The organism is Vibrio sp. D173a (assembly GCF_030248475.1).
The window spans coordinates 1-1,015 of record NZ_JAHGAH010000799.1 but is presented as its reverse complement, the minus strand read 5'-3'; the positions used below and the strand labels follow the sequence as shown (position 1 = coordinate 1,015).

General features: G+C 42.0%; 2 protein-coding genes. Both read right to left on the bottom strand.

Annotated features, from left to right (window positions below):
- Positions 1-53 precede the first annotated feature (53 nt).
- Positions 54-482, bottom strand: coding sequence for an MSHA biogenesis protein MshP (locus KIV40_RS29395; RefSeq protein WP_285352773.1), 429 nt, complete (start codon positions 480-482; stop codon positions 54-56).
- The coding region (locus tag KIV40_RS29390; protein ID WP_285352771.1) for a type IV prepilin, MshO at positions 472-1,015 on the bottom strand (544 nt) is incomplete at its 5' end. The genes KIV40_RS29395 and KIV40_RS29390, both read right to left, overlap by 11 nt.

The following is a 1,015-nucleotide window of genomic DNA, read 5'->3' as shown; positions in this document are numbered from 1 at the left end:
TCTGGGCGAAGGACACTAACATCAAAGATAGTAATAACTGCTTCATCACCGAACTACTCCCTCACCCAAACTTCTTGAATACGCTGCACTTGATTAACACCAGAGCCACAGGTTGTTGTTGATTCAATTTTGAAAAATCCGACGCCATCTAGTACCCCAATCTCATCACAGGTAAGTGAATCCACATTGCAGATCGTCGACATACCATGGCTAACTTGATTGGCATTTAAGTTAGTACAAATCGTTCTTACACTTGACGATACAGCAGGTGAAACAGTGAGTGGATACACCTGAGTCAATGCCCACTCATTAGCGGAATGTGCCAACAACCACGCTTGTGTGCCGAGCTGCTTGCGAGTCAAAGTATCGTGGTTGCTCCATTGAACTTGGACAAGTGATGTTGCAAGAAACCCCATCACCGCAATCACAAATACGGCGATAACTAAAACACTGCCTTGCTGGTTCGATTTTCTATGGCGCATTCAATACCTGCACATCTTGTTGATAAACACTAATTTCACTATTCTGCTCAAGTACAAGATCAATATGAATCACTCCACCTCGCTGGAGACTAGGTTCTTCGTAACGAAAGCTACTCTCAGCATAATTGATACTATCTGCCACTCTCACACCATTGCGCTCCACCACGCCTTGATTTTCAATGGTGTTATTCACTAAACAATAACTTACATGGTTATTGTTTTCATAAACGTAATGACGCTTGGCAATCGACTCACTCACGAGGTTTAAAGCCGTTACACTGAAAGAGTTAGTGCTTTGAGTTGCACACGACACATCAATTCTTTTCCCTGAATCGTCAGCTAAATCATCAAAGCTACTTGGGTTGATAATTAGATAATCACCTGAACTCAAGCTTGGGTTATCTTGCCCAATGATAAAATTCAGGCTGCTATTATCTTCATCAAAATGGTAAAAGCCCGAGTATTTTATTGGATAAAAAGATAAGCATTTTCGGGCAAACGCGGGGGTAGGTAAAAAAGTCTGGTCTTGCGTA